The sequence below is a fragment of the Ancylobacter gelatini genome (assembly GCF_022601675.1).
Taxonomy (GTDB): domain Bacteria; phylum Pseudomonadota; class Alphaproteobacteria; order Rhizobiales; family Xanthobacteraceae; genus Ancylobacter; species Ancylobacter gelatini.
This window is the reverse complement of the sequence record NZ_JAKVIL010000018.1, coordinates 1-3,352: the sequence shown is the minus strand read 5'-3', so window position 1 is coordinate 3,352 and position 3,352 is coordinate 1. Positions and strand designations below refer to the sequence as shown.

3 protein-coding genes are annotated in these 3,352 nt (G+C 69.2%); all 3 read right to left on the bottom strand.

Annotation, left to right across the window (positions count from 1 at the left end):
- Positions 1–1,391, bottom strand: a 1,391-nt coding sequence (locus MKI84_RS20535; RefSeq protein ID WP_241622133.1) for an NAD(P)(+) transhydrogenase (Re/Si-specific) subunit beta, incomplete at its 3' end; no start/stop codon positions are given.
- A gap of 10 nt (positions 1,392–1,401) precedes the next feature.
- Entirely contained in the window at positions 1,402–1,866 is a 465-nt protein-coding gene (locus MKI84_RS20530; protein WP_241622132.1) for a proton-translocating transhydrogenase family protein, read from the bottom strand.
- Between the two features lie 397 nt (positions 1,867–2,263).
- The coding region (locus MKI84_RS20525; RefSeq protein ID WP_241622131.1) for an NAD(P) transhydrogenase subunit alpha at positions 2,264–3,352 on the bottom strand (1,089 nt) is incomplete at its 5' end.

The window sequence follows — 3,352 nt, the reverse complement described above, 5'->3', positions numbered from 1 at the left end:
TTCTTGACGATATCCTCGACCATTTTCTTTGCGTCGGCGAAGAGCATCATGGTGTTGTCGCGGAAGAACAGCTCGTTCTCGACGCCGGCATAGCCGGCGGCCATGCCGCGCTTGATGAACAGGACGGTCTTGGCCTTCTCGACGTCGAGGATCGGCATGCCGTAGATCGCCGAGGTCGGGTCGGTCTTGGCGGCCGGATTGGTCACGTCGTTCGCGCCGATGACGAAGGCGACGTCGGCCTGCGCGAACTCGGAGTTGATGTCCTCCAGCTCGAACACCTCGTCATAGGGCACGTTGGCCTCGGCCAGCAGCACGTTCATGTGCCCGGGCATGCGGCCGGCGACCGGGTGGATGGCGTATTTCACCTCGACGCCTTCCTCCTTCAGCTTGTCGGCCATCTCGCGCAGCGCGTGCTGGGCCTGCGCCACCGCCATGCCGTAGCCCGGCACGATGATGACCTTGGCCGCGTTCTTCATGATGAACGCCGCGTCCTCCGCCGAGCCCTGCTTCACCGGGCGGCTCTCCACCGCGCCCGCCGGACCCGCCGCAGCATCGCCGCCGAAGCCGCCGAGGATGACGGAGACGAAGCTCCGGTTCATGCCCTTGCACATGATGTAGGACAGGATCGCGCCCGAGGAGCCCACCAGCGCGCCGGTGATGATCAGCGCCGTGTTGCCCAGCGTGAAGCCGATGCCCGCCGCCGCCCAGCCGGAATAGCTGTTCAGCATCGACACCACCACCGGCATGTCCGCGCCGCCGATCGGGATGATCAGCAGCCCGCCGAAGATCAGGCTGGCGATCACGATCAGCCAGAACACGGTGTGGCTCTCGGTCAGCGTCAGCACCACGATCAGCACCACGATCAGCGCCGCCAGCGCGATGTTGATGGCGTGGCGGGCCGGCAGCATGATCGGCTTGCCGCTCATATTGCCATTCAGCTTGGCGAAGGCGATCACCGAGCCGGTGAAGGTGATGGCACCGATCGCGACGCCGAGGCTCATCTCCACCAGCGCCTGGCCGTGGATGTGGCCGGGCGCGCCGATGCCGAAGGCTTCCGGCGCATAGAGCGCGGCCGCCGCCACCATCACCGCCGACAGGCCGACCAGCGAGTGGAAGGCCGCCACCAGCTGCGGCATGTCGGTCATGGCGATCTTGCGGGCGATATAGGCGCCCGCGCCGCCGCCGATGGCGAGGCCGCCGATCAGCAGCGCCCAGCCCCCGAGCCCCGTGGGCGGCGAGGCCGCCAGCGTGGTCAGGATGGCGATGGCCATGCCGGCCATGCCGAACATGTTGCCCTGGCGCGAGGTCGCCGGGCTCGACAGCCCGCGCAGCGCCATGATGAACAGCACCCCGGAGACGAGGTAGAGCAGCGCGACAATATTGGCGTTCATATCGGCCGCCTCACTTCTTCTTGGAGTACATGGCGAGCATCCGGCTGGTCACCAGGAACCCGCCAAAGATGTTCACGCTGGCCAGGATCAGCCCGAGAAAGCCGAAGCCCCGCGCCCAGCCCGTGCCCTCGGCCAAGGTGTCGACACCGACCGCCAGCAGCGCGCCGACCACGATCACCGAGGAGATCGCGTTGGTCACGCTCATCAGCGGCGTGTGCAGCGCCGGCGTCACCGACCACACCACGTAATAGCCCACGAACACCGCCAGCACGAAGATCGCCAGCCGGAACACGAACGGGTCGATCGCCCCACCCGTCAGCGTGTGCGCCAGCGCCCCCGCCACATCCCCGGCGCCCTGCGCCGCCATATCGGCATAGGCCTGCGCCGCGTCCGCCGCCTCCCGCGCCACCGCGGCGGCGGCACGCGCGGCCTCCGCCGCCTGCGCCGGATCCGGCATCGTCGATGGATTGGCCATCTTTCCCTCTCCCCGTTCTCCGGGCCAGCCAGGGGATCGGACCTCTCGGATCACATCCCTCGCCGCCCGCCGCCTTGCGCGGTTCTCTCAACTCGTTGTTCGCTCGCGCCGCCGAGCCGGCGGCAGATTCATCGCGCGGCCATCTCGCCGGCCGCCGCCAGGGACCGGAGTCCCGGCCTGGACGCCACTCCTGCGCGCCGTTCCTGCCGCAGGCGCGGCACATGATCGGCCATGCAGGGTTCAGGACGTCCCGCCGCAACATGCGGGCCTCAGGAGGTGAGCCCCGGGAGGGGAGCCCCAAGGCCTGCGGGCCGCGAGGCCGAAGCCCCGTGGCGCGCATGCCCGCGGGACCGCCCCGCCTCTCAGCCCTGCCGCCTCTCAGCCCGGCACGCCCGCGCTAGGCCGCGCTGGCCGAGCCGGCCGCCGGCGCGAAGTTCGGGTGCACCACCGCCCCGTCCTTCGTCAGCAGCGTCGCCTTCACCAGCTCGTCGTCCCACTTCACGGCAAGGCTCTTCGTCCCCTTGTCGATCAGCGTCTCGACAAAGGCGTAGAGGTTCTTGGCGTAGAGCTGCGAGGCGGTCGCCGCGAGCCGTCCCGGCACGTTCAGATGCCCGACGATCTTCACGCCATTGGCCGTCGTCACCACCTCGCCGGGAACGCTACCTTCGACATTGCCGCCGCGCTCCACCGCGAGGTCGATCAGGATCGAGCCCGCCTTCATCGACGCCACCATCTCACCCGACACCAGCTTCGGCGCCGGACGGCCGGGGATCAGCGCCGTGGTGATCACGATGTCCTGCTTGGCGATGTGGCTCGCGGTGAGCGCCGCCTGCTTGGCCTGGTACTCCGCCGACATCTGCTTGGCGTAGCCGCCCGCGGTCTCGGCCTGCTTGAACTCCTCGTCCTCCACCGCGATGAACTTCGCGCCGAGGGATTCCACCTGCTCCTTCGCCGCCGGGCGCACATCGGTCGCCGACACCACCGCGCCAAGGCGCCGCGCGGTCGCGATCGCCTGAAGGCCGGCAACGCCCGCGCCCATCACGAACACCCGCGCCGCCGGCACCGTGCCCGCCGCCGTCATCATCATCGGGAACGCCCGGCCGAACTCGGAAGCCGCGTCCACCACCGCGCGATAGCCGGCAAGGTTCGCCTGAGAGGACAGCACGTCCATCACCTGCGCACGCGTGATGCGCGGCATCAGTTCCATGGAGAACAGGCTCACGCCCGTGCCCGCGATCTCGCCCAGCGCCGCCTCATTGCCATAGGGATCGGCGATCGCGATCACCAGCGCCCCGGCCTTGGCGCCCTTCAGCGTCGCCGCCTCCGGACGACGCACGCCCAGCACGACATCCGCCCCGGCCACCGCGCCCGCATTGTCCGCCGCGATCACGGCACCCACGGCCTCGTAATCCGCGTCCGACACCCCAGACGCCAACCCCGCCCCCGACGCAACAACAACCTCAGAACCAAGACCAACAAAACGCTT